This window comes from Nocardia sp. NPDC019219 (genome assembly GCF_040632645.1).
Lineage (GTDB): Bacteria > Actinomycetota > Actinomycetes > Mycobacteriales > Mycobacteriaceae > Nocardia > Nocardia sputorum.
Genome location: NZ_JBEYCG010000020.1, coordinates 160,003 through 181,842, shown reverse-complemented (window position 1 = coordinate 181,842; position 21,840 = coordinate 160,003). Strand labels below are relative to the sequence as shown.

Here is a 21,840-nt window from a genome sequence, read left to right as displayed (position 1 = left end):
TCACCCTCGACCACATGAAGGCGATGAAGGACCAGGCCATCCTCGGCAACATCGGCCACTTCGACAACGAGATCGACATGGCGGCGCTGGAGCGTGATCAGTCCGGCAGCGGCGTGAAATCGCGGCTGCCGATGTACTCCGGTCGCGGCGCGGGCGCGGCGAACGGTTCGACGAGCGTGTTGTGCACGCTGTTGAACACCACGAAGATGTTCGACCGCGGGAACGGCGTGATGTTGTTCGACGACCCGTGCATCAGGTTCGAGTCGAACAGCAGCGCCGAGCCCGCCCGGCCGGTGAACTGGCTGATTCCGTACCGGTTCGCGAGCGCGGTGATGTCGTCGGTCGTCGGCACGCCGATCTCCTGCTCCTGCAACGACTCCCGATAGTGCTCGGCCGGAGTGCTGCCCAGGCACGGCACGAAGGTGTGGTGCGAGCCCGGCATCACCATGAGGCTGCCGTTGATCGGGTAGTTGTCGGTGAGCGCGATCGACAGGCTCACCGCACGCGGCGCGGGCATGCCGTCTTCGGCGTGCCAGGTTTCGAAATCGGAGTGCCAGTAGAAACCGGTGCCGCGAAAACCGGGCATGTAGTTCACCCGGCTCTGGTGCACGTACACCTTCGATCCCAGCACCTGCTCGGCGAGCCCGAGCACCCGTGGCTGACGCACCAGGTCGGCGATCGCCTCGCTCAGCTTGTGCACTTCGAAGACCGAACGCACCCGGTTCGACGACTTCTCCACGATGACGCGGTCGTCGTCTCGTAGCGCGGGATCGTTCGCCAGCCTGGTGATCTCGCCGCTGTACTCGGCCACCTCGGCGGGCGTGAGCAGCTGGTCCAGGATGGCGAACCCGTCGGCGTCGAACGAGGCGAGTTCCGGGCTCTCGATCTCCCCCCACACCGCGGGGTCGGCGCGCTCCAAGTGCGGAGCGGGCCCGCCGAGACGGGTCGGGTAACGATCGTAGCGAGCCGTCTCGGGCCGGGTTTCGGTGTGCTGCAGAACCATTGGAGCTCTCATCCTCCGATCGTCGCGGCGACCAGCGGGTAGACGCCGTTGCTGTCGTGAACCTCCTGCCCGGTGACCGGCGGATTGAACACGCACATCATCCGCATCGTGGTGCGGACCTCCAAGCGGTGCCGTTCGTGTCCGTCGAGCAGGTACATCGAGCCGGGGGCCAGCTCGTAGGTGACGCCGTTGTCCAGGTCGGTCAGCGTGCCCTCGCCCTCGACGAGCCACACGGCCTCCACATGGTGCACATAGTGGAACTCGTGCACGGTTCCGGCGTCGATGGTGGTCTCGTGGAAGGAGAAGCCGACGCCGTCGCCGCCGAGGACGATGCGCTTGCTGCGCCAGCCCGCACCCGCCACGTCGCGCTCGGTGCCGGTGATCTCCGCGGTGGTGCGCACGATCATGCGATCGCCCCCATTCCGCCGCACGCCGACTCGACGGCGCCGGTGAGGATCTGCAAGCCCTGGTCTAGCTCCTGGTCGGTGACCGTCAGCGGCGGCAGCAGCTTCACCACCTCGTCGGTGGAACCGGACGTCTCCACCAGCAGTCCGCGCTCGAAGGCGATCTGGCAGACCTTGCCCGCCTGCGAGGGATCGTCGAACACCACGCCTTGCACGAGGCCGCGTCCGCGCGTCGAGACACCGGGGAAGTATTCGGCCAGCTCCCCGAGAGTCCGCGCGATCTTCTCGCCCTTGGCCTGCGTCGCCGTCTGCAGGGCGTCGTCGGACCAGTAGTGGCGCAGCGCGGTCGTCGCGGTGACGAACGCGGGATTGTTGCCGCGGAAGGTGCCGTTGTGCTCACCCGGCGACCACTCGTCCAGCTCCGGCTTGAACAGCACCAACGCCATCGGCAGGCCGTAGCCGCCGATCGACTTCGACAGCGTCACGATGTCGGGGGTGATGCCTGCGATCTCGAAGGAGAAGAACGGCCCGGTGCGGCCGCAGCCCATCTGGACGTCGTCGACGATCAACAGGATTTCCCGCTCCGCGCACAGACCGGCGAGGTGCCGCAGCCACTCGGCGCGGGCGACGTTGACGCCGCCTTCGCCCTGCACCGTCTCCACGATCACCGCGGCCGGGCGGTCGAAACCGGACGACGTGTCGTCGAGCACCTTCGACATCCACTGGAAGTCGGCGGTGGTGCCGTCGAAGTAGCCGTCGTAGGGCATGTGCGCGGCGTGCACCAACGGCACACCGGCGCCGGCGCGCTTGGCGGCGTTGCCGGTGACCGACAGCGCGCCGAGAGTCATGCCGTGGAAAGCGTTGGTGAAGCTGACGATGGTCTCGCGACCGGTGACCTTGCGCGCCAGCTTGAGCGCGGCCTCGACCGCGTTGGCGCCGGTGGGGCCGGGGAACTGGACCTTGTAGTCGAGGCCGCGCGGAGTGAAGACGGTGTCGCGCAACGTCTCCAGCAATTCCCGCTTGGCAGCGGTCGACATGTCCAGGCCGTGGGTGATGCCGTCGCTCGCGATGTAGTCCAGCAGCGCGCGCTTGAGCACGTCGTTGTTGTGGCCGTAGTTCAGCGCACCGGCGCCGGCGAAGAAGTCGAGGTAGTCCTTGCCTTCCTCGTCGCGCAGCCAGCTGCCCTTCGCCGTGGTGAACACGGTGGGCCAGGCACGGCAATAACCGCGCACGTTCGACTCCAGGCTCTCGAAAACAGTGGTGTCGGCGTTGATCATCGGTGATCCTCCTCGGTGGTGCGGGCGGTCGGGGCGATGCGATACAGGTCTTCGGGTGCGTGGCTGTCGGGGAAGACGCCGGCGTCGAACAAGGGGCGCTTGGTCAGATCGGCGCCGCGCGCCTGCGCCACCGACGTGAACAGCGCGATGGAACCGGCGTTGTCCGGCGAGATTGTCGTTTCGAGAACCGAAACGCCCTGAGCCGCAACACTGTTGAGCAACGTGTGCAGCAGTTCGGCGCCGATGCCGCGGCCGCGCTGCGAGCGGTCCACCGCGATCTGCCAGACGAACACGGTGTCGGGCGCCTGCGGGCGGACGAATCCGATCACGTATCCCACGACGCGGCCGTCCAGTTCGGCGACCACCGATGTCCCGGCGAAATCCCGGCACCACAACAGGTACGCGTAGCTCGAATTGACATCGAGCACTGCGGAATCCTTCGCGATACGCCACATCGGAGCACCATCACCCAAGCGAGGCGTGCGCAGGACCACGGCCGGTCCGGTTTCCTTCCGAGACGGGGTGGCCCCGAGAGCGGCCGCGGCGTTGCCGACACGGGATCGCTCGATCTCCGCTGGGGACAGGGTTGGCAGTGACATACGACTCCCTCGTCGATCAGCAGTACTTTTCCAGGCTTACGAAGCGACTTTGAGGTGAACCAGTCGACTTCTTTACGGTCGTATTACGGATTGATGTCGCCGAGCCGTGGCAGCCGCACGACGAATCGCGCGCCCCCGCCCGGTCGTTCGGTGCAGTGCACCCGGCCGCCGTGGGTGGCGACCGTCTCGGCGACCAGGGCAAGGCCGATGCCCGTCCCGTCGGTCGAGCGGCGGCCGCTGCGAGCGGTCGCGAAGCGTTCGAAGATCCGGTCCCGGTCCGCGGGCGGTACGCCGGGGCCGGCGTCGTCGACGGTGAGCACCGCGTCGGTGCCGTCGCGGTCCACGGTGACCGCGACCACGCCGCCGCCGTGCCGGTCGGCGTTGTGCAGCACGTTGGCCACCGCGCGCTCGAGTTCCACCTTGCGGCCGCGCACGGTGACGTCCTGACGCACCGTGAGCAGCTCGCCCGGGTAGTGGCGGTCGGCCAGGGTGTGGACCAGCAGGTCGCGCACCGACAGCGGCTCGGCGTCGCCGTGGTGCATCCCCGCTTCCACTCGCGCCAGGGCGAGCAGGTCGTCCAGCAGTTTGCGCAGGTGGTCGACCTCGGCGGTGACCAAGCCGAGTGCTCGCTGGGAACGCTCCGGCAGATCGCCCCGGTGCCGGTTGAGTACGTCGACGCTCGCCATCAGGGTGGTCAACGGGGTACGCAACTCGTGGCTGACATCGCCGAAGAGCCGGTGCTCCCGCTCGATACGCCGTTGCAGCGAGTCCACCATGGTGTTGAACGACTCGACGGTGATCGCGAGATCCTGGTCACCCGTGGCGGGCAACCGCTGGCCGAGATCACCGGAAGCGATCCGCGCGGCCGTGCCCGCGAGCTGGTGCAGCGGGGTCAGCACCCGCCTGCTCGCCCACCAGCCGACCGCCGCCCCGATCAGGGTGACCACGCCGGCGCATCCGATCAGCACGTTGCGCAGCAGGTCCAGATCGGCGTTGAGATCGCCCGGCGACTGTGCTTCCAAGTAGCTGCGGCTGATCAGGAACACCGAAACGACCAGTACCAGCGACATCAGCGCGGCGATGGTCGCGAAAGCGGCGGTCACCCGGGCGCGGAGGCTCCAGGCGTTCGGATTCCAGCGTTCGGCGTGTGAGCAGCGTTCAGCGGCGCACATCGAGTCGGTAGCCGAGCCCGCGCACCGTCACCACGATGCGTGGATCGGACGGATCCCGTTCGATCTTCGTGCGCAAACGACGCATGTGCACGTCCACGATGCGTTCGTCGCCGAAGAATCCGCGGTCCCAAACGCGCTCGAGCAGCACCGTACGGCTGAGCACACGGCCCGGTGACTCGGCGAGCTCACAGAGCAAACGGAACTCGGTGAGCGTGAGCCGGATCTCCTCGTCGCCGCGGCGCACCACGCCACTGTCCTGAGCGAGCACCAGCGGAGCCGTGTCGTCGGCCTCGAGCACCATCTCCTGCGGCGTCTCCCGCTCGGCGGTCAGCCGGGAGCGGCGGCGCACCGCGCGCATGCGGGCGGTGATCTCCTTGATCTCGAACGGCTTGGTCACGAAATCGTCGGCCCCCGCCTCGAGCGCGGCCACCACGTCGTGGGTGTCGTCGCGGGCGCTGACCACGATGATCGGGACGTCGTGATCGCGGCGGATCTCCCGGATACATTCGAATCCGTCCATGCCGCCGAGCATCAAATCGACGATCATCACGTCCGGAACGCCATTGCTGCGCAGATGGGTGAGCGCGTCCTCGGCTTCCTCCGCCTCGTCGACGTCGTATCCCTCGTCCTCCATAGCGAGCCGTAACGCACCACGGACCCGGTCGTCGTCTTCCACGATCATCAGGTTTGCGCTCAAGACCTTATCCCTTGCAGACATGCGAAAGCGCGTCACGATGCGGACTACCGCATCCCCATACCGACGCGACCTTCCGCTTTTCGAGCAACCTTTGCTCGGCTACGAGTACCCCTGTGCCCGGCCGGTAAACGTCCGGCAGACCGATCCGGGGTCTCTTGGTCGTTCCATCGACGCTATACGCCCGGCCGATTCTGCGGTGCAAGGGGGCGATGGCGCAGTACGAGTTCCGCGTGCCGCAGGCGAGGTACCGGAACGGAAACGCCTACGAAAAACGCTGAGCAGCAATTCTTTTCGTTTCCATCACCGAACGGAACGAGACAAGCGGCGACAGCGAGGTCGCGGATGGAACGCGCGGCTGCGTCGTGCCGTGCGTCACATGAGCAGGATGCGCCGGTTACGTGGATCCGACGGTGACCGGCCTCACGGTGGCGCCAGCGGCCCACCGGCTACCGCGGCGGTTCCAATCGGTTGAAATTGCTCGGCGGACGGTCGGCGCTCGGCTCCTGATACCAGAAGCGCAGATTTCTCGCGTCGAAGGTGGCGAACCACTCGTCCCAGCCCACCCGACGCAGTACCGCCCCGCCGTATCCGGGGAAGTCGAACCGCAGCACTCCGAGCCGTCCGTCGTGCTCGCTGCCCGGCACGGTCGCGGGCCGAGCGCCCCGCTGCGCGGCCCAGCGACGGATGACGTCGTGATTCCTGGTGACGGAAATCCCGCGAGACTGGGGCGACGCCCCTGACCCACCCGGTCCGAACCGCGGAATCCGGGAGCCTGGGCGGCGCTGGTCGGTCATGACGAGCTCCTCGAGCCATCGGCATCTGTTGTCCGGTTCCTGTCTGACTACCCGCCGGTCATCGTCGGCAAACTGGTCGGCCGAACCACACCCGGCGCGAGCGCGGACCCGGTTCGCGCCGCGATCGGTGGGTAACCGGCCGATGATCGGACCGGACGAGCGAAAACACCCGCTGGCCGATCGCTCGAACGAGAAGGAGTTGGCATGTCCAGTGACAGCGCGGCACAGCCGGTCCCGCCCACACCCGAGCCGGACCCGGTGCCGCCGATCCCAGAACCGGATCCGGTGCCGCCGATTCCCGAGCCGGACCCCATTCCGGACCCGAATCCCATTCCGCCGGAACCTGATCCGCATCCGTTGCCGCCGGTTCCCGGCCCCGCGCCCCGCCCTCCGATACCCGGCCCCGCCCCGGTGCCTCCGGCGCCGGACCCCAGCCGCCCTACACCGGACCCGGGCCTGCCGGGACCGTCGCCGGATCCCGCTCCGCCGAATCCGGTGTAGGCGACCCGCGCTCAGTCCCGCAGCGCCTGCTCGCGCAGCGAGTTCAGCGTCCGGGAGAGAATGCGGGAGACGTGCATCTGGGAGACCCCGAGCCGCTCGGCGATCTGGTTCTGCGTCAACGACTCGAAGAACCGCATGACCAGCACCTGACGCTCGCGCTCCGGCAGCTCGCCGAGCAGCGGCTCGACCGCCATCACGTCCTCGACCAGGTGGTAGGACGGCTCTTCGGCGCCGAGGCTGTCCAGCAGCGGCTGCGCGGCACTCTCGGCGTCCTCGCCCGCGACCGCGTCGATGGACGAGGACTGGTAGGCGTTGCCCGCGATCAGCGCCTGGGTCACTTCGACCAGGTCGACCCCCAGCTCCGCGGCGATCTCCCTGGCTCGGGGCATCCGGCCCAGCCGCTGCGACAGCGTCTCGACGGTCGGACCGATGCTCAGCTGGATCTCCTTGGTTCGGCGCGGCACCCGCACGGCCCAGGTGTTGTCCCGGAAATGCCGCCGGACCTCGCCCATGATGGTGGGGACGGCGAAAGACAGGAACGACGACCCGCGCGTCACGTCGAAACGGTCGGCTGCCTGCACCAAGCCGAGACGCGCGACTTGCAGCAGATCGTCGAAGTTCTCCCCGCGCCCGGAGAACTTCCTGGCGATGTGCTCGGCCAGGGGCAGGCACCGCTCGATCAGCTCCTGACGCATCGCGTCGCGGCGCGCGTCCCCGGGTTCCAGCGCGGCGATCTTCTCGAAAAGCGGCTCGATGTTGTCGTAGGTGTCCCCGCGCCCCCTCGGCTCACTCGCCATTCGGGGCACCCCGCACCCAGCTGAAGTCGATCACTGTCGGATACCCGCCCAGCACGCTGTCGTAAGAGCCTTGCGCGGCGGCGATCGAGTCGGTCAGCGTGCGCACGATGTGCCAGCCGAGCCCGGCGTGGCCGACCACCGACTCGGTGACCGCGACCGACGAGACGTGCACGAACATCTTGTCGGTGTCGTAGGTGAACTCACAGTCGATCATCGAGCCGGGCGCGGCGTCGAGAATGAGCGAGGTCGCCACCTCGTCGAGCGCGAGCCGGATGTCGGTCACCTCATCGAGGGCGAAGTCGGCGATGAGGGCGACGGTCTCGGCGAGCGCGCGCAGCATGGTCAGCTGCTCCAGCTGGGCGGGCACTCGCACACCGACGGTCGTCGTGTCGGTAAAGGATCGGGAAGTCCACTCCCCCATTTGCCCATCACCACCTTGTCCTCACAGCCACTCCACTGTGGCCTGCACATCGCCGCGGGTTCTCCTGGCGGCCGAAACACCGCGGGCACCGCGGACTGTGGAGCAGATATACGCCGCGTTCCTCGTCCGAGGACGTACCCGCCGAGGCCGGATCGAAACGCCGGTCAGTCGCCGTCGATGCGCTCGTGCGCGGTGAGCAGCAGGTGGTCGAACTCCGTCCGCAGCGCGGCGGGGACACGCGTCAGGCCGGGCAGATCGGCCACCAGCCGGGCGGCCAGCCTGCGCAGCTTGACGTTGGTTTCCTGCGACCGCCAGCTCAGCACCCGGAACGCCTGCTCGGGTCCGATGCCGTAGATCAGCATGAGCGCGCCCTTCGCCTGCTCGATCACGGCTCGGGCGGCGTACAGCTCGGGCAGGGCGCCGTCCAGCGTCTCCTGCCGGTGTTCGGCGAGTGTGTCGGTGACATCGATGTAGTAGCCGGAGGTGCCGACGACGCGCTCCTCCTCGTCGACCATGCGATCGGCGACGAGGATCACGTGATGCACGGCGCCTGCGGTATCGATGATGCGATGCCGGCTGGAGAACGGTTCCGCGTCGGCGATCGACCGCGCCAGGGCGCTGGCCACCGCTTCGCGATCTTCCGGGTGCTTGTGCGTCAGCAATAGCTCCGTCGTCGGCGTCACCGCCCCCGGCGCGTAGCCGTGCATCGACGCGACCTCGTCCGACCATTCCCATCGCCGGTCGGCGAACCAGAACCGGAAACTGCCCACACTCTGCGGCGTTCCCGAACCGATCACTCGGTCCAGCGCCCGGGCTTCCTCGGGCTGGACCGACCTGCTATCACTCACCGCAGAAGTATCCGATGCCGGTGCACCCGGTGTGACCGGATCGGCAGCGGTCACACCGCGAGCAGGGGCTTCGGGGCGCCGCGCCCTTCAGCTCAGGCGTCCAGGGCTGCCCGCATGGAGGAGTAGCTGGGGAACAACGACCGCACGCCGGTCACCTCTAGTGCGCGCTCCACTCCCGGTCCGCCCGCCACGATCCGCAGATCCGGACGACCGACCCCGTCCCTACGCAGGCCACCGAGCCGCACGGCCGCGCGCAGACTCAAGAACCGCGCCGCCCGCAGATCGATCACCACGGCATCGCACGGTGACTGCAACGCACGGTCGACCGTCTCGAAGAACTCGGCCGACACGGCGGCGTCCAACTCGCCTTCGACACGGACCACCACGCATTCCCGGCGGCGATCCACCCGCTGCGCCCACAACCGGTTGTCCCGACGACGTCCCGGTCCCGAACCATTGAGATGCACGCCCTCGGCGTGCTCCCGTAGCAGAGAAATGGCAGACAAGTCGAACCTCCCGTGTAGGGGGTATCCAGTCCTCCGTGGCGGGCCGGGGACGAAGGCGGCGCGAGCGCGAATCGGTTGCCGTGCCGTCCCATCGACCGGCTGCGCCGAATGCGTCGAACCGGGGTCGGCTGTGATCTCAACCTCCCTACAGTGTGGCACGGTCCACCCGTTCCCGACAGCGTTCGGTAGGAGAACGTGACCCGCCGCCGGAGCGCCCGTCACCGGCACAAACCGACCGTTCGGCTGGGGATATTGCCGCTGACGTGGGGTTTCATCGATCCGCCTCGGGGCATATCCCCGACATATCCCACACGTCACGCGATGCCGGTCGTAGGGCATCCGCGCGGATTCGCGCGGCCGGAGGGTGCCCGCGACGAGAACGGAGCACCCGGTGAAGATTGCCATGGTTTCCGAAGATGCCAGCCCCCTCGCCGAAGGGAGTCCCGCCGACGGAGGCGGCCGCGGCACCTACGTAGCCGAATTGTCGGCGGCGTACGCGCGCCGCGGCCACGAGGTCACCGTCTACACCCGGCGCATCAGTCCACGCGCGCCGGCCGAACTGCTCGCCGAAGGCGGCTACCGCGTGGTGCACGTCGCGGCCGGACCGCCCGCTCCGCTTCCGAGCGACCGGACCCTGCCCTATCTCGGGGACTTCGGCACGGGCCTGCGGCGGCACTGGGCCGCCGAACGACCGGACATCACGCACGCGCACTACTGGAAGTCCGGGCTCGCCGCCGAGCTGGCCGCCCGCGCGCACGGCATCCCGGTGGTGCTGACCTTCCACGGCCTCGGCACCGTGCAGCGGCGCTGCGAAGGTCTGGCCGACCCGAGCCCGCGCTCACGCATCCGGTTCGAGCGGCTCATCGCGACGCGAGCGGCCCACGTGGTGGCGACCTGCTCCGACGAGATCGCCGACCTGACCAGGATGGGTGTGCCGCGTTTCCGGACCTCGATCGTGCCGCACGGGGTCGACCTCACCCTGTTCACCCCGGAGGGCGCCGCGGCCGACCGGCATGCCACGCACCGATTGCTCGCCGCCGGAGAGCTGGTGCGGCGCAGCGGATTCGACCCGGTGATCAAGGCACTGGCGGACCTCCCGGACACGGAACTGGTGATCGTGGGCGGCCCGTCCGCCGACGACGAAGACGACACCGAAGGCCGCAGACTGCGCCGCCTCGCCTCGGAACACGGTGTGCGCGAACGACTCCGGCTGACCGGACCGGTGACGCGACCGGCGCTGCCGCGGCTGTACCGCTCCGCGGACGTCGTGCTCTGCACGCCGTGGTACGAACCGTTCGGGCGGGTGGCGCTGGAGGCGATGGCCTGCGGGAAACCGGTGATCGCCACGCCCGTCGGCGGTCTGCTGGATACCGTGGTGGACGGCGTCACCGGGCGCTTCGTCGCCCCACCCGAAGCCGACGCTATCGCGCGGGCCGTGCGTCCATTGCTCGCCGACGCGACCCTGCGCGAGACGTGGGGCGCCGCAGGCTATCAGCGTGCCGCGGGCCGGAACTCCTGGGACCGGGTCGCGGCGGAGATACTCAGCGCCTACCACCGTGGCGCCCCCGCTCACGCGGGCGAGGTCGTCTCCTGGGCCCGGTGACCCGGGCGCGGCGGTGGGTCAGGTCAGTAGTGGTCGGCGCGGACGTCCTCGGAGGCGCTGCGCCAGCGCCACGGCGCGACCAGCCAGGTCGCCGTGAACAGGGCGACACTCGCGACGCCGGACGCCACCGCCGCGGCCGTCCCGGTGACGTAGTCGACGACGAGGACCACCGCGCCGATCAACGCCAGCCCCAGCAGTGCGACGCCCGCCATCGCGCAGCGGTGTGCCGCGGAGACGACATTGCCCAGCCGGTGCCTGCGGAACAGGATCCGATGCCAGGACACCGGCGCGATCAGGAACACCGTCGCCCCCAGCACGGCGGCCAGCGTGGCCAGGTAGAGCGCTCGCATGCCGGGTGAGAGCGTGCCGAACGACGCCTGGAACGGCAGCACCAGCAGCGCCCCGAACAGGAACTGCACGCCGGTCTGCACGACACGCAATTCCTGCACCAGGCTGCTCCAGTTGCGGTCCAGTCGTTCGAGTTCGGTCTCGCCCCGCGCGCGGCGCGCCCACGCGCCGTCGTCAGCTTCGGGCACGCGCTGCCTCCCGGCGATTGCGTTTCTTGATCGCCTCGACGAGTTCGTCCTTGGTCATCCGCGAGCGGCCGGAGATGTCCAACCGCCGGGCGATGCCGAGCAGATGCTCTTTCGAAGCGTTCGCATCCACGCCTTCGGCGGTCTCGCCCTTCGCGTTCGGGCCACGCTGCGCGGCGCGCTCGTCGGAGGGACCGCGCCGGGCTTTCGGCTCCCAATGGTCGCCGACCTTCTCGTAGCTGTGTTTCAGCGCGGCGTAGGCCACCCGATGGGCGCGCTGCTCGTCGCCGTCGTACTGTTCGAGCGCGGCGTCGTGCGCCTCGGCGAAGGTGCGCTGCGCCTTCTCGTCCGACCGCTCCAGCGTGCTGGGCAACTCGGATTTCTTCACGTCGCCGCGTGCTGTCGTCTTGGGCATGTGCCGCTCCTTTCGCGTCCCGAGGCCCGCGGTCCGAAGAGGTCCGAAAGCCCGGTGCCGGCGCATGCGGGCCCTCCGGATATCCGGACGCATACCCGGTGAAACGTCGATTAACCCGGTGTCCGCCGGGTACCACCGCTGCATGGCCGTTACCACCGATCAGCTGCTGCATGCGCTCACCCGCACGGTGAACGCGCTGGCGGCGACAGATATCCGATTCGCGGTGGCGGGCGGCTGCGCGGTCTACGCCCGTGGCGGCCCTGCCTCCCAGCACGACGTCGACATCTTCGTCAAACCCGAGGACAGCGGGCGGGCGATCCATACACTGGCCCGCGCGGGCCTGCGGGTATGCGACCCGCCGGAGAACTGGTTGCGCAAGGTTTACGCCGACGACATCCTCGTCGACGTCATCCACCGTCCGAACGACCGCGACGTCACCGACGACCTGCTCGACCGGGCCACCGAGATGCGGATCGGGCCGGCCAAGGCCCCCGTGATCAGCGGCACCGACCTGATGGTGGACAAGATGCTCGTCTTCGACGCGCACCGCCTGGATCTGAGCCCGATCCTGCACATCGCACGGGACTTGCGTGAACAGGTGGACTGGGAAATGGTGCGCGAACAGACCAAGGCCTCGCCCTACGCGCGGGCGTTCATGGGCCTGCTGGACGATCTCGGCATCACCCGCACCGGAAAGGTGGAATAGATGGAGCAGCCGCAATACCTGGTCGCACGGTTGCGCCGGGCGCTGGCCGAGGACCCCCGCACCGCCGAACTCGGTGTGCAGGTGACCATCCGCGGCGACGTCGTGGTGCTCTGCGGCGAGGTGAGCAGCGAGAACTGCAAGCAACAGATGGAAACCGTAGTGCACGAGCAGCTTCCGCACGCACGGATCCACAACGACGTTCATGTCACCCGTCCCACGGCCCCCGTCGAGACCGAGACGCTGGAGCCGGACGGATCCGAAAGGAGTTGAGCCGCATGCGGATAGCCGCGGTCGGTGATGTACATCTCGGCGTGGATTCGCGCGGGCAGTGGCGGCCGGCGCTGGCGGGCCTCGACGAGCGGGCCGACGTGCTCCTGCTGGCGGGCGATCTGACCCGCCACGGCAGCGCCGACGAAGGAAGGGTGGTCGCGGAGGAGTTCGCCGACCTGGGCGTGCCGGTCGTCGCCGTCCTGGGCAATCACGACTATCACGGCGACGCCGAACACGAGATCACCGCCGCGCTGACCGACCACGGCATCACCGTCCTGGAAGGGGCCTCGGTGACTTTGAACGTCGACGGAAGCACCCTCGGGGTCGCCGGCACGAAAGGCTTCGGCGGTGGATTCGCGGGCAAGTGCGCGAGCGTCTTCGGTGAACCCCTGATGCGCGAATTCGCCGGTCATACCGTAGACGTGGCCGCCGCGCTCGGCTCCGCGCTCGATGCGTTGGACACCGACATCACCATCGCGCTCACGCACTACTCCCCGATCAGCGACACGCTCCACGGCGAGCCGAGGGAGATCTATCCGTTCCTCGGCTCCTACCTGCTCGGCGAGGCGATCGACGAACACGGCGCCGACCTGGCCCTGCACGGTCACGCGCACGCGGGAACCGAACGCGGCACCACTCCGGGCGGCATCCGGGTGCGCAATGTCGCCCAGCCGGTGATCCGAGCGGCCTACGCGGTCTACGACATGCACCCGGCCGCGGTCTGAGGAGCGCCGGACTCAGAAGTCGGTCGAGATAGCCTCCACGGTGCTTCCCGACTGGGTGTTGTCGACGGCGGTGGCGACGTCGGCCTGCGCGATGATGCCGACCAGCCGGCCCTGCTCCAGCACCGGTACGCGGCGTACCTGATGCTGTGACATCACCGACATCACCTTGCGCACGTCGTCGTCGGCTTCGACGGTGACCAATTCCGTGCCCCCGAGCTCGCCCGCGTCGACGCCGAGCGGGTCCTTGCGCTGGGCGATCACCTTGACGACGATGTCGCGATCGGTGAGCATTCCCTTCAGTTTGTCGTCCTCGCCGCAGATGGGCAGGGCGCCGACATTCAATTCCGCCATCCGCTGTGCGGCCGCGACAACCGTGTCGCTGGAGCGGACGCATTCCACGTTCGGGGTCATGATGTCCCGTGCTGTTGTCATCGTGGTCCTCCTGGGACTTCTACGGGTTCGAGCGGCCCGGATCGGGCGGCTCGCTGACGTCGTACCCGCGTTTCGGATCCGCTAACGCGGGCATCCGAGCGGTATGCCGCCCCGGATGGCCCGGCCGCAACGTTCCGGGCCCCGGGCGGCACGCGCACCGAAATCGTTGCCGCTCAGCAGAAAGGACATCCGATGCTGCCAGCACCGAACGAGCCGACCGCGGGATCCGGCGCCGGAGAGCAGCACGCACCCCGGACCCACACGTTTCCGGACGACACCCGTACCAACCGCAGCCACGCCGGAGAGTCCATCGAGGACGCCCGCAACTGGCCCGGGATCATCCTGGTCGCGGTGGGCATCGTGGCCATGGCGCTCACGCTGACCGCCGCCGGATACGGATTCGCGGGCTGGGCGGTGATCGCGGGGGTCGTCAGCGGCGTGTGCATCGTCGCGGGCGTCCTCGTCATCATCGCCGAGCACCGCAGGGTCAAGGCGCGGGAAGGCAGGCGGCTGCGCGACGCCGCCGGTCACTGATCGACGCCAACCGATCGCGGTACGGCCGGCCGAGGAAACGCGGCTTCGACTCCCAGGAGAAGGAAAGAATGACAAACCAGCCCAACCGGCCCTTGGGCCGCTTCGCCCTGCTCGCCGGGACGTTGGCGGCGAGTTCGGTGATCGCGGCGTGTTCCGGTGACGACGCAGGTTCGGCGGCGGACACACCCGAGCCCGCGACCGTTTCGATCACCATGCCGGGCCCCTCCAGTTCCCAGGTCCCGAACACCGACCAGATCACCCCCGAGGCGGCAAAGCAGCTGTGCGACATGATGCGCGCCGATATCGACACATGGCGCGGACAGGGCGCCACCCTCGCCAAAGTGACGTTCAACGGCACCGTGCACAACTGGGCCGCCCGGAACGGTGGCCTGAACGACGTGGTCGTCACCGATCGGAACACGGTCGACGCCATCACCACGCAAACCTGCCCGGATGTCCGTGAGCAGGCCGTCCAGGCGCTCGACGTGCCGGATCTGGCCTCGGCGCTGGCGGGGTTCGGGCGATGAGCGCCGCGGGCCGAATGGGCTTCGCCGTGCTGGCCACGCTGGCGGTGTGCGCGGCGGGGTGTGGCGACGAGCCGGAGAAGATCGTGAACAAGGGCGGCGACACGCCGTGCAACGAATACGTCGCCCAGGATCCGGATAAACAGCGCATCACCACCGAGAAGTTCCTCGAACAGGAACGCGAGGGCGACGGCACGCCCGACGCCAGGACGGTCGACGCCGCGATCGCGGCGATCAAGCTGATGTGCGCGGCGCAGGCCAACCCGGATACCCCGATCCGGAAGGCCGACCTCACCGGCATTTTCGTGCCGAAGTAGCCGGATGGGCTCCTGGAAGCCGATGTGGTGCTCCCCGGTTTCGAACCGGGCATGCCGGGCATTTCAGGAGGTAGCAAGAACCGCTCGTTCGATTTGCGAATGCCGCTTCCGCCGTGGTGTCCAGGCGCCGAAACCCGGCGGGAGTGCCGCCGTTATCCGTGCGCACCCCTCGACAACGGCGTCGAGGGCCGCAGCGGACGGCGGGCTTCGAGACAGGTCTGCGGGGTCCGGCGCGGATTCCGCGAACCGACTCGAAGCTTTGTGGCACACCCGCCCCGGGCCGCCGACGATGTCGGCCCGGGCGGCGGGGCCGTGCCGTTCGCGCCACATGGAGAGGCATTTTCGTGACTGTCCTGCTCGCCTTGCGCGCACACGGGCTGCGGGAGCTGTTGACGGCGATTCCCGCCCTGCGCGCGCTGCACGACGTCCGCCCCCCACACCGGCTCGTCCTCGCGGCGCCGGGATGGCTGCGTCCCGTCGTGGAACTGGCCGACTGCGTCGATGAACTTCACGCCACCCCGATCGCGGGCGGGCTGCGCTGGAACGCGCCGCCGCCATCCTTCGCGATCAATCTGCACGACGCCGGAACCGACAGTATCCGCGCGCTGCTGGCGACCGATCCGGATCGAACGATCACCTACCGGCACAAGGATTTTCCGCGGGTACCGGGCCCGCTGTTCGAGCCCGAACTGCACGAGACCGTGCGGTGGTGCCGACTGGTGGAATGGGCCGGTATCCCGGCCGACCCGGCCCGCCTGGACATCACACCGCCGCCGGAGAGCACCGGCGAGCGACGATCCATCGTCGTCTACCCGGGCGGTACGCCTGCTCGGCGCTGGCCCGCCGAGCGATTCGCGGCAGTCGCGGCCGGTCTGCGCGAATGGGGATGCCCCGTGCGTATCGTCGGCAGCGCCGCGGATCGTCCACTCGCACGCAGCGTCGCCGCACAGGCCGGATTGCCCGAGAACAGTGTGCTGGCAGGCGAACTCACGCTGCGACAGCTCGCGGTGACGGTGGCCGACGCGGCCCTGGTGCTCAGCGGCGACACCGGTGTGGGACATCTGGCCACGGCGTTCGGCACGCCGTCGGTGCTGATCTTCGGCCCCGAAGCGCCCGCGGTCTGGGGACCGCCACCGGAGCGCGCCGCCCATGTTGCCTTGTGGGCCGGACACGCCGGTGATCCACGCTCCGATACGCCCGCGCCCGGCTTGACGATGATCAGCGCCGCCGAAGTGCTCGCCGCCGCCGATCGGCAGCTCACCAGCCAGGTGCGCGTATGAACAGCGGGCCGGACGGGCGTTTCACCCCGTTGAGACCGGCTATCTCGGGCTTATGACGTCCCTATGGTTGCACGGCGCGCAGGTTCCCGCGCGGTTGCGGTTGACGCCGGGATCGCGCTTCGACACGGTGGTGATCGGCGGCGGGCTCACCGGACTGGTGACCGCACTGCTGCTGGTCGAGAACGGCGTCGAAGTGGCCGTGGTCGAAGGCAGGCGCGTCGGTGCGGGAACGACCGGCGCCACGACCGGGAAAGTCAGCCTGCTGCAGGGGACTCGGGCCCAGCAGATCGCCAAACATCACTCCGACGATGTACTGCGCGACTACGTGGCGGCGAATCAGGCAGGGCAGGATTGGCTGCTGGGTTTCTGCGCCGCTCACGGCGTCGCCGTGGAGCGAGCCGCGGCGTTGACCTACGCGCAGAACGACGAGGAGATGTCCGCGGTGCGCGCGGAATACGCCGCGACGCAGAAAGCGGGTCTGCCCACCGAACTGCTCCGTGACCTCGACGTCCCCTTCCCCGCACGCGGTGCGGTGCGCCTGGCGGATCAGGCCCAACTCGATCCGATGGCGGTGCTGGCCGCACTGGCGGCCGACGTGGAGTCGCACGGCGCCCCGATCTACGAATCCACCCTGGTCCGCGGCGTGCACCACGGCGGCGGTGAGCTCGTCGTCTCCACCGAGCACGGCGACCTCGGCGCGCGCCGGGTGGTGCTGGCCACCGGGACACCGATCCTCGATCGCGGCGGGTTCTTCGCCCGCCTCACGCCGCAACGCTCCTATCTGGCGGCGTTCAGCCTGGACCGCCCAGCTCCGCGCGATATGTACATCAGCGCGGGGAGCCCGACCCGTTCTCTGCGTCGCGCGCAGGGACCCGACGGGGAGCTGCTGCTGGTCGGCGGCAACGGCCACGTCGTCGGCCGCGGCGGATCGACCCGCGAGAAGGTCGAGGAGCTGGTGAGCTGGACGAGAACCTGGTTTCCCGGCGCCGAACCGACCCACCGCTGGTCGGCTCAGGACTATTCCCCCGTCGGTGAACTGCCCTACGTGGGTCCGGTGCTGCCGGGTCAGAACGACATACAGCTGGCCACCGGCTACGCCAAATGGGGTCTCACCAACGGTGTGGCCGCCGCCATCGCGCTGGCCGGACGACTCACCGGAGCGCCACCCCGCTGGGCGGGCGCGCTGGCGAGCTGGCGTCCGGACGAGCTCAAAGCGCTCCCCACGGCCACGAAACTCAACGGCGCCGTGGCGCAGAAACTCTCCGCGGGCTGGTTGCGGATCGCCATTCGGCACGACGGCGCCGCTCCGGCCGAGGACTGCGGCACGGTGCTGCGCGAGGGCTTGCATCCCACCGCCGTCTGCACGGTGGACGGCGTCACCAACCGGGTCTCCGCGGTGTGCCCGCACCTGTACGGCATCGTCAGCTGGAACGACGCCGAACGCACCTGGGACTGCCCGCTGCACGGCTCGCGCTTCGCCGCCGACGGCACGCTGCTCGAGGGCCCGGCCACCAGTTCGCTCACTCCCCTGCAGGTGCCGCGCGATACCCGCTGAGCGGAGCCCGACCGCGGGCGCGTCACTCCGTCAGCGGCCCGGCCTCGGCGAGAATTCGATCGACCGTCTGCTCGACCGTCAGATCCGAGGTGTCGACCCAGAGGCCGATGCGGGGCGTGGTCTCGCGCAGCACCTCGTCCAGCCCGGCAACGGTGAATTCGTCGTAGGCGTCCTTGCCACGCGCGGCCTCGCGTGCGAGGACCACTTCCGGGCGCGGCGCCAGCACGACGACGTACAGCGGTCGGGTGACGATCAGATCGGCCAGCCACGGCAGGAATTCGCCGAGGACGACGTCCTGCAGCACGACCGTGAACCCGGCGTCGGCGTAGGCGTCGGCCGTCGCGGCGGCCAGGCTGTGCCGCAACCGCAGCTGGGCCAGCGCCTCGGGCGACGGAGCGGCGCTCATCTCCGCACGCCCGTTGACGACGAAACGGCGGAACACGTCTCCACGCACGTGCACCGAGCGCGGCAGCCGTTCGGCCAGCGCCTGCGCGACGGTCGATTTGCCCGCGGCCTGGATGCCGGTGATCAAGTAGACAGCCGATGCCATGACCACGATCATGGCCGGTCGCGGCCCGGCCCCCGCCATCGGCCCTGCCGCGTCTCAGCTCGCGGCGGCGCCTGCCTTCTGCTCGACGTAGCGATTCATCGCCCAGTTCAACCCACGCATCGCGACGTTGTACGCGGGCGGGAAATAGCGCTGCGCCCAGAAACCGACGCGAATATCCGGCGAGGTGAACACCAGATAGCGATTGCGCTCGACACCGCGCACGATCGAGCGCGCCGCCGCCTCCGGCGTGACCGCGTGCCGCATGAACAGCGCGACGCCTTGCTGCACCGCTTCAGCCGTGCGGTCGACGCCCGCGATGTCCACACGGTCGACCATGGGCGTGGCCATCGCGCCCGGGCACACCAGGCTCACGCCGATGCGGTGACGCGCCAAGTCGAAGCGCAGCACCTCCGACACACCGCGCAGACCGAATTTGCTCGCGCTGTACGGCGCGTGCCACGGCAGGCCGAACAGGCCCGCCGCCGAGGACACGTTCACCAAGTGGCCGCCGCGTCCGGCCGCGATCATCGGCGGAACGAACGCTTCGATCACGTGGATGGGGCCCATGAGGTCGATGTCGATGGTGCGCCGCCATTGGTCGTGCGTCAGCCGGTCGACGGTGCCCCAGGTGGCGATGCCGGCCACGTTCATGACGATGTCGACGCTACCGACCGCGTCGTGCGCCTGAGCCGCCAGCGCGACGACCTGATCGTAATCACCGACATCGGCCGCCTCGGCCAGGTGGACGGTGGCGCCCGCGGCGCGCGCGTCGGCGGCCGTGCGCGCCAGACCCTCGGCGGCGATGTCGGTCAGCACGAGCGCGGCGCCCTTTTCCGCCGCCGCGAGTGCCGTGCTACGACCGAGACCGCTGGCGGCGCCGGTGATCAGACAGGTTTTGCCGGCGAACTTCGTCATAGTCGACGACCATACGCAACCATGAACACCGCTGTCTATGGAACCGGCGAAGCGCTCTCCCACGGCACGGGCGCCAATGCGACCGTGATGTTGTCACCGCCGCCGCAACGCAACGCGAACTGCGCCAGTGCGCGCGCCGCCGCCGCGGGCGACGCCCCCGCCACGTGCTGGGCCAGCGCGGACGGGGAAGGCGAGTAGTTCCACAATCCGTCCGAGCACAGCAGCAGCATTCCCGGACCCGACACGCGCACGGTCCGCACGCAATTGTCCGCCCACGGCTTGGGCGGGCTGTCCGCGCCGAGCCAGCGGATCAGCGTGTGCGCGCGAGGGTCGGCCATCGCCGCGCGCTCGTCCATCGCGCCCGCGTCGACGAGCGCCTGAGCCCACGAGTCGTCGACGGTCAACCGCTGGGCGGGCTCGTCGCCCGGTCGGCCGCCCTCGGTCGCGGGCAGCCAATAGGCCCGGCTGTCACCGACATTGGCCACGGTGACCTCGGTCTGGTCGCCGTGGTGGGAGACGATGGCGGACACGTACGTGCACGAGGGCGCCGGGCCGTCGGGAACGTCGACGTCGCGAACCGCCTGCGCCGCGGCCGCCAGCCCGGCCATGACGGCGTCGGTCGCGGGCAGGCCGGAGGCGAGTGCCTCGGCGGTGGCGCCGACGCCCGCCCGGACGGCGGCGCCGGAGGCCACCTGCGGGCGCGACGAGGTCGACACTCCGTCGCTGACCGCGATCACGACGGTCGTGGCCACCCCGGTCGCCGCGCCGTCGAGCACCCCGGCCGCGACGGCGTCCTCGTTGCGCGCGTGGACGATGCCGCGGTCGGTGAGCACCGCGACCGCGCCGAGATCGGTGTCGAAGCGATCCGGCATCGTCCGGGACCGGCCGCACTGCGCGCAGTGCCCCGCGGCGTCGAATCGATCGCCCCCGCAGTCGACGCACAGCGACGGATCGTCAGCGGGCAGCGCGACGTACCGATAACCGAGTTCCAGACCGCAGGACCCGCACCGCGGGCCGTCGAGGCCGACCGCCGAGCATCCGGCGCAGCGTAGGTCGGCGCCTTCGTCGCTCATCGAACGGCTCCCACGGCCGACGGCGCCGCGGCGCCCGCCGGCGCGGAATGCTCCGGAAGTCGTTGGCCCAACCGTAACCACAGTGGCTCGTTGCTGGTGCGAACTTCCACACCCTCCTCCTTCATCTCCCCGGCAGGCCGACTCCGATCGCGATAGTACGGGAGCGTTCCGGCGGACGATCCCAGCGCTGGATCGACCCGTCCGCTGCCCGCAGCACGATAGCCGACCGTCTGCCCGCTTCCGCATGACGTGCGATCCTCCGTCGGCGCGGACGCGGCCGGCCGGAGCCGGGGCGCTCAGACCAGTTCGGGGGCGCGATGCGAGCGCCGTCCCCGCGAGCGGAACGTCTGCGGCGGGCAGCCCTGCCAGCGGCGGAAGGCTCGAATGAAGGAGGCCGCCTCCGCATAGCCGAGCCGCGCCGCGACCTGTTCCGTCGTCATATCGGTGTGCGCGAGCAACACCTCGGACATCGTCTGACGCACTTCGTCCAGCAAGGCGCGAAACGAGGTCCCCTCCTCGTGCAGCCGCCGCGACAAGGTGCGCGAACTCATGTACAGCCCGAGCGCGACCGTGGCCTGATCGGGGATCTCACCAGGAGTGCGGACCAGGCGATCGCGCACCGACGCGGCGACACCGGTGCGCGTCCGGCGCCGGTCGAGCAGGTCGCGGCACAGTAGCCCGCAGCTGTCCCTGGCGGCGGCGTTCGCCGGCGGCAGGGGCCGGTCCAGCACGCCCCGATCGAAGACCACCGCGCTCAGCGGTGCACCGAAGATCGGCACCACGCCGAAGATGTCGCGATAGCGCTTGGTGTCGCGGGGGCAGGCGTGCCGGAAACTGACCCGCCGCACCGGGACCCCGACGGAGAACAGTTCACGATCGAAGGCGGGCAACCCGGCCAGCGTCGCCTCGGCGAAGAACGCTCGCATGCCCGGCGGAAGATTCGCGTCCTCGAACACCAGCCGGGCTTCGCCGTCGGCTTCCTCGACAGTCACCCGGCCGAACGGCACCGTGCGGCCGACGCAGCGCAGCCCCACCTCGATCAGCTCCCGCGGCGTCCGGCTGCCCAGCAGCGCGAGCCCCCACGGCCCGCGCGACCGCAGGTGATGACGGACCGCCGCCGCGAGATGGAGTCCGGGCTCGTCGCCGAAGCGGCCGAGGACCGTGTGCACTATCCGCAGTTCGTCGTGGGCGGTGATCTCGGCGCACGGATCGTCCAGTTCGGCCGGCGCGAGCGCCGTTCCGGCCAGGCACTCCGCGGGCGCCATGCCACGCTCTCCGGCGATACGTACCAGAGCGCGCACGCCCTCGGTACTGCGGAGGGAATCCGGATCGACCATGGCTCGTGTCCTCGATGAAGCGGTACTGCGCGGTATCGGCGCAATGTATCAA

General features: G+C 69.5%; 28 protein-coding genes and 1 pseudogene. 11 read left to right on the top strand and 18 right to left on the bottom strand.

All coding sequences use genetic code 11. From position 1 onward, the window contains the following. Positions 1-95 (top strand): annotated as a pseudogene (locus ABZ552_RS30035) (hypothetical protein); the annotation flags it as partial. A gap of 2 nt (positions 96-97) precedes the next feature. Here the strand turns inward: ABZ552_RS30035 and thpD are convergent. The 7 genes from thpD to ABZ552_RS30000 all read right to left on the bottom strand — a co-directional run bounded on the left by thpD (position 98) and on the right by ABZ552_RS30000 (position 5,946). After that, the gene (gene thpD / locus ABZ552_RS30030) at positions 98-1,003 is read right to left on the bottom strand and encodes an ectoine hydroxylase (protein ID WP_357441341.1); all 906 of its coding nucleotides are present in this window, start codon (positions 1,001-1,003) and stop codon (positions 98-100) included. 8 nt (positions 1,004-1,011) lie between these two features. Further along, positions 1,012-1,410 (bottom strand): ectoine synthase, encoded by a 399-nt coding sequence (locus ABZ552_RS30025; protein ID WP_281879906.1) that lies wholly within the window; start codon positions 1,408-1,410, stop codon positions 1,012-1,014. Beyond that, complete coding sequence (ectB, locus tag ABZ552_RS30020; RefSeq protein ID WP_281879905.1) at positions 1,407-2,684, bottom strand: diaminobutyrate--2-oxoglutarate transaminase; 1,278 nt, start codon at positions 2,682-2,684, stop codon at positions 1,407-1,409. The genes ABZ552_RS30025 and ectB overlap by 4 nt, the downstream gene beginning before the upstream one ends. Beyond that, positions 2,681-3,139, bottom strand: a complete 459-nt coding sequence (ectA, locus tag ABZ552_RS30015; RefSeq protein WP_228829656.1) for a diaminobutyrate acetyltransferase — start codon at positions 3,137-3,139, stop codon at positions 2,681-2,683. The genes ectB and ectA overlap by 4 nt, the downstream gene beginning before the upstream one ends. Before the next feature lie 227 nt (positions 3,140-3,366). Then, entirely contained in the window at positions 3,367-4,386 is a 1,020-nt protein-coding gene (locus ABZ552_RS30010; protein ID WP_357441338.1) for a HAMP domain-containing sensor histidine kinase, read from the bottom strand. Between the two features lie 55 nt (positions 4,387-4,441). Further along, the gene (locus ABZ552_RS30005) at positions 4,442-5,152 is read right to left on the bottom strand and encodes a response regulator transcription factor (protein WP_281918262.1); all 711 of its coding nucleotides are present in this window, start codon (positions 5,150-5,152) and stop codon (positions 4,442-4,444) included. A gap of 446 nt (positions 5,153-5,598) precedes the next feature. Continuing rightward, complete coding sequence (locus tag ABZ552_RS30000; protein ID WP_357441336.1) at positions 5,599-5,946, bottom strand: hypothetical protein; 348 nt, start codon at positions 5,944-5,946, stop codon at positions 5,599-5,601. 204 nt (positions 5,947-6,150) lie between these two features. On the opposite strand from ABZ552_RS30000, the gene ABZ552_RS29995 reads away from it, so the two are divergent. After that, positions 6,151-6,447 (top strand): hypothetical protein, encoded by a 297-nt coding sequence (locus ABZ552_RS29995; RefSeq protein ID WP_357441334.1) that lies wholly within the window; start codon positions 6,151-6,153, stop codon positions 6,445-6,447. An 11-nt stretch (positions 6,448-6,458) separates the two neighbouring features. Here the strand turns inward: ABZ552_RS29995 and ABZ552_RS29990 are convergent, their stop codons facing one another. From ABZ552_RS29990 to ABZ552_RS29975, 4 genes are all read right to left on the bottom strand, one after another. After that, a complete protein-coding gene (locus ABZ552_RS29990; RefSeq protein ID WP_281879899.1) occupies positions 6,459-7,244 on the bottom strand; it encodes an RNA polymerase sigma factor SigF in 786 nt (261 codons plus the stop codon). Further along, the gene (locus tag ABZ552_RS29985) at positions 7,234-7,665 is read right to left on the bottom strand and encodes an anti-sigma factor (RefSeq protein WP_281879898.1); all 432 of its coding nucleotides are present in this window, start codon (positions 7,663-7,665) and stop codon (positions 7,234-7,236) included. The genes ABZ552_RS29990 and ABZ552_RS29985 overlap by 11 nt, the downstream gene beginning before the upstream one ends. 164 nt (positions 7,666-7,829) lie before the next feature. Continuing rightward, a complete protein-coding gene (locus ABZ552_RS29980) occupies positions 7,830-8,513 on the bottom strand; it encodes a PAS and ANTAR domain-containing protein (protein ID WP_357441330.1) in 684 nt (227 codons plus the stop codon). A 92-nt stretch (positions 8,514-8,605) separates the two neighbouring features. Then, a complete protein-coding gene (locus tag ABZ552_RS29975) occupies positions 8,606-9,019 on the bottom strand; it encodes an STAS domain-containing protein (protein ID WP_281879896.1) in 414 nt (137 codons plus the stop codon). A 403-nt stretch (positions 9,020-9,422) separates the two neighbouring features. On the opposite strand from ABZ552_RS29975, the gene ABZ552_RS29970 reads away from it, so the two are divergent. After that, a complete protein-coding gene (locus ABZ552_RS29970; RefSeq protein WP_357441327.1) occupies positions 9,423-10,622 on the top strand; it encodes a glycosyltransferase in 1,200 nt (399 codons plus the stop codon). Positions 10,623-10,645: 23 nt separating this feature from the next. Here the strand turns inward: ABZ552_RS29970 and ABZ552_RS29965 are convergent, their stop codons facing one another. Together ABZ552_RS29965 and ABZ552_RS29960 are read right to left on the bottom strand one after the other, a co-directional pair. Continuing rightward, entirely contained in the window at positions 10,646-11,158 is a 513-nt protein-coding gene (locus ABZ552_RS29965; protein ID WP_281879892.1) for a DUF6328 family protein, read from the bottom strand. Further along, positions 11,145-11,570, bottom strand: a complete 426-nt coding sequence (locus tag ABZ552_RS29960) for a ChaB family protein (protein ID WP_281879891.1) — start codon at positions 11,568-11,570, stop codon at positions 11,145-11,147. The genes ABZ552_RS29965 and ABZ552_RS29960 overlap by 14 nt, the downstream gene beginning before the upstream one ends. A gap of 142 nt (positions 11,571-11,712) precedes the next feature. Here ABZ552_RS29960 and ABZ552_RS29955 point away from each other — a divergent pair, with 142 nt between their 5' ends. Genes ABZ552_RS29955 through ABZ552_RS29945 form a run of 3 tightly spaced genes read left to right on the top strand, consistent with a single transcriptional unit; the run spans position 11,713 to position 13,271 of the window. Beyond that, the gene (locus tag ABZ552_RS29955) at positions 11,713-12,276 is read left to right on the top strand and encodes a nucleotidyltransferase (RefSeq protein WP_281879890.1); all 564 of its coding nucleotides are present in this window, start codon (positions 11,713-11,715) and stop codon (positions 12,274-12,276) included. After that, positions 12,277-12,546, top strand: a complete 270-nt coding sequence (locus tag ABZ552_RS29950; protein WP_201297986.1) for a BON domain-containing protein — start codon at positions 12,277-12,279, stop codon at positions 12,544-12,546. 5 nt (positions 12,547-12,551) lie between these two features. After that, the gene (locus ABZ552_RS29945) at positions 12,552-13,271 is read left to right on the top strand and encodes a metallophosphoesterase (RefSeq protein ID WP_281879888.1); all 720 of its coding nucleotides are present in this window, start codon (positions 12,552-12,554) and stop codon (positions 13,269-13,271) included. Positions 13,272-13,283: 12 nt separating this feature from the next. Here ABZ552_RS29945 and ABZ552_RS29940 read toward each other — a convergent pair whose 3' ends face one another. Next, the gene (locus ABZ552_RS29940) at positions 13,284-13,703 is read right to left on the bottom strand and encodes a CBS domain-containing protein (RefSeq protein ID WP_159840585.1); all 420 of its coding nucleotides are present in this window, start codon (positions 13,701-13,703) and stop codon (positions 13,284-13,286) included. A 192-nt stretch (positions 13,704-13,895) separates the two neighbouring features. On the opposite strand from ABZ552_RS29940, the gene ABZ552_RS29935 reads away from it, so the two are divergent. The 5 genes from ABZ552_RS29935 to ABZ552_RS29915 all read left to right on the top strand — a co-directional run bounded on the left by ABZ552_RS29935 (position 13,896) and on the right by ABZ552_RS29915 (position 17,913). Continuing rightward, complete coding sequence (locus tag ABZ552_RS29935; protein ID WP_281879886.1) at positions 13,896-14,237, top strand: hypothetical protein; 342 nt, start codon at positions 13,896-13,898, stop codon at positions 14,235-14,237. Between the two features lie 68 nt (positions 14,238-14,305). Then, positions 14,306-14,764, top strand: a complete 459-nt coding sequence (locus ABZ552_RS29930; protein ID WP_281879885.1) for a hypothetical protein — start codon at positions 14,306-14,308, stop codon at positions 14,762-14,764. Then, the gene (locus tag ABZ552_RS29925) at positions 14,761-15,078 is read left to right on the top strand and encodes a hypothetical protein (RefSeq protein ID WP_281879884.1); all 318 of its coding nucleotides are present in this window, start codon (positions 14,761-14,763) and stop codon (positions 15,076-15,078) included. Before ABZ552_RS29930 ends, ABZ552_RS29925 begins: the two co-directional genes overlap by 4 nt. Positions 15,079-15,422: 344 nt before the next feature. Then, complete coding sequence (locus ABZ552_RS29920) at positions 15,423-16,358, top strand: glycosyltransferase family 9 protein (RefSeq protein ID WP_281918259.1); 936 nt, start codon at positions 15,423-15,425, stop codon at positions 16,356-16,358. Between the two features lie 52 nt (positions 16,359-16,410). Continuing rightward, on the top strand, positions 16,411-17,913 hold the full coding sequence (locus tag ABZ552_RS29915) for an FAD-dependent oxidoreductase (RefSeq protein ID WP_281918258.1): 1,503 nt from the start codon (positions 16,411-16,413) through the stop codon (positions 17,911-17,913). A gap of 22 nt (positions 17,914-17,935) precedes the next feature. Here ABZ552_RS29915 and ABZ552_RS29910 read toward each other — a convergent pair whose 3' ends face one another. From ABZ552_RS29910 to ABZ552_RS29895, 4 genes are all read right to left on the bottom strand, one after another. Beyond that, positions 17,936-18,463, bottom strand: a complete 528-nt coding sequence (locus tag ABZ552_RS29910; RefSeq protein WP_281879879.1) for an AAA family ATPase — start codon at positions 18,461-18,463, stop codon at positions 17,936-17,938. A 54-nt stretch (positions 18,464-18,517) separates the two neighbouring features. After that, entirely contained in the window at positions 18,518-19,378 is an 861-nt protein-coding gene (locus ABZ552_RS29905) for an SDR family oxidoreductase (protein ID WP_281918257.1), read from the bottom strand. Positions 19,379-19,413: 35 nt separating this feature from the next. Next, positions 19,414-20,451, bottom strand: coding sequence for a phosphatase (locus ABZ552_RS29900; protein ID WP_357441317.1), 1,038 nt, complete (start codon positions 20,449-20,451; stop codon positions 19,414-19,416). 296 nt (positions 20,452-20,747) lie between these two features. After that, the gene (locus ABZ552_RS29895) at positions 20,748-21,788 is read right to left on the bottom strand and encodes an AraC family transcriptional regulator (protein ID WP_281879874.1); all 1,041 of its coding nucleotides are present in this window, start codon (positions 21,786-21,788) and stop codon (positions 20,748-20,750) included. Positions 21,789-21,840 lie beyond the last annotated feature (52 nt).

Excerpts from the sequence above, each read along its gene's own strand:
- ectA (WP_228829656.1), bottom strand. The coding sequence starts at position 3,139 with ATGTGGCGTATCGCGAAGGATTCCGCAGTGCTCGATGTCAATTCGAGC.
- ABZ552_RS29915 (WP_281918258.1), top strand. The coding sequence starts at position 16,411 with ATGACGTCCCTATGGTTGCACGGCGCGCAGGTTCCCGCGCGGTTGCGG.
- ABZ552_RS29950 (WP_201297986.1), top strand. The coding sequence starts at position 12,277 with ATGGAGCAGCCGCAATACCTGGTCGCACGGTTGCGCCGGGCGCTGGCC.
- ABZ552_RS29945 (WP_281879888.1), top strand. The coding sequence starts at position 12,552 with ATGCGGATAGCCGCGGTCGGTGATGTACATCTCGGCGTGGATTCGCGC.
- ABZ552_RS29985 (WP_281879898.1), bottom strand. The coding sequence starts at position 7,665 with ATGGGGGAGTGGACTTCCCGATCCTTTACCGACACGACGACCGTCGGT.
- ABZ552_RS29900 (WP_357441317.1), bottom strand. The coding sequence starts at position 20,451 with ATGAGCGACGAAGGCGCCGACCTACGCTGCGCCGGATGCTCGGCGGTC.
- ABZ552_RS29910 (WP_281879879.1), bottom strand. The coding sequence starts at position 18,463 with ATGGCATCGGCTGTCTACTTGATCACCGGCATCCAGGCCGCGGGCAAA.
- ABZ552_RS29960 (WP_281879891.1), bottom strand. The coding sequence starts at position 11,570 with ATGCCCAAGACGACAGCACGCGGCGACGTGAAGAAATCCGAGTTGCCC.
- ABZ552_RS29940 (WP_159840585.1), bottom strand. The coding sequence starts at position 13,703 with ATGACAACAGCACGGGACATCATGACCCCGAACGTGGAATGCGTCCGC.
- ABZ552_RS29955 (WP_281879890.1), top strand. The coding sequence starts at position 11,713 with ATGGCCGTTACCACCGATCAGCTGCTGCATGCGCTCACCCGCACGGTG.
- ABZ552_RS29925 (WP_281879884.1), top strand. The coding sequence starts at position 14,761 with ATGAGCGCCGCGGGCCGAATGGGCTTCGCCGTGCTGGCCACGCTGGCG.
- ectB (WP_281879905.1), bottom strand. The coding sequence starts at position 2,684 with ATGATCAACGCCGACACCACTGTTTTCGAGAGCCTGGAGTCGAACGTG.
- ABZ552_RS30000 (WP_357441336.1), bottom strand. The coding sequence starts at position 5,946 with ATGACCGACCAGCGCCGCCCAGGCTCCCGGATTCCGCGGTTCGGACCG.
- ABZ552_RS29895 (WP_281879874.1), bottom strand. The coding sequence starts at position 21,788 with ATGGTCGATCCGGATTCCCTCCGCAGTACCGAGGGCGTGCGCGCTCTG.
- ABZ552_RS29930 (WP_281879885.1), top strand. The coding sequence starts at position 14,306 with ATGACAAACCAGCCCAACCGGCCCTTGGGCCGCTTCGCCCTGCTCGCC.
- ABZ552_RS29935 (WP_281879886.1), top strand. The coding sequence starts at position 13,896 with ATGCTGCCAGCACCGAACGAGCCGACCGCGGGATCCGGCGCCGGAGAG.
- ABZ552_RS29905 (WP_281918257.1), bottom strand. The coding sequence starts at position 19,378 with ATGACGAAGTTCGCCGGCAAAACCTGTCTGATCACCGGCGCCGCCAGC.
- thpD (WP_357441341.1), bottom strand. The coding sequence starts at position 1,003 with ATGGTTCTGCAGCACACCGAAACCCGGCCCGAGACGGCTCGCTACGAT.
- ABZ552_RS29970 (WP_357441327.1), top strand. The coding sequence starts at position 9,423 with ATGGTTTCCGAAGATGCCAGCCCCCTCGCCGAAGGGAGTCCCGCCGAC.
- ABZ552_RS29990 (WP_281879899.1), bottom strand. The coding sequence starts at position 7,244 with ATGGCGAGTGAGCCGAGGGGGCGCGGGGACACCTACGACAACATCGAG.
- ABZ552_RS29995 (WP_357441334.1), top strand. The coding sequence starts at position 6,151 with ATGTCCAGTGACAGCGCGGCACAGCCGGTCCCGCCCACACCCGAGCCG.
- ABZ552_RS30025 (WP_281879906.1), bottom strand. The coding sequence starts at position 1,410 with ATGATCGTGCGCACCACCGCGGAGATCACCGGCACCGAGCGCGACGTG.